Raw genomic sequence first — 251 nt, forward strand, 5'->3', positions numbered from 1 at the left:
GTGGTCAATGACGCCACCAACAGCCGCTTCTTCAGCGGCAACGACGTCTCCGCCACCGCCGTGACCATCGGCGCCACCACCTACTACGGCTGGATCAGCCGGCCGATCAAGAGCGGCGGCGTGGTCCGCGGTTTCTATTTCTGGACCGATGCCGATTTCACCTCCCTGGCCCTGGCGCAGGCCGACGGCAACCAGGACGGCGACAGCAACGTGGCGGACAACCGTGGCTTTCTGCTGGTGGTCGATCAGGC

The 251-nt window shown here is 65.3% G+C and carries 1 protein-coding gene; it reads left to right on the forward strand.

Translation table 11 applies throughout. The features are described 5' to 3' along the window. A partial coding sequence (locus V0R37_RS22825) for a hypothetical protein (protein WP_420376652.1) occupies positions 1-251 on the forward strand: 251 nt, incomplete at both ends.

It is taken from the genome of Pollutimonas rozaliensis, from assembly GCF_048751585.1.
Lineage (GTDB): Bacteria > Pseudomonadota > Gammaproteobacteria > Burkholderiales > Burkholderiaceae_B.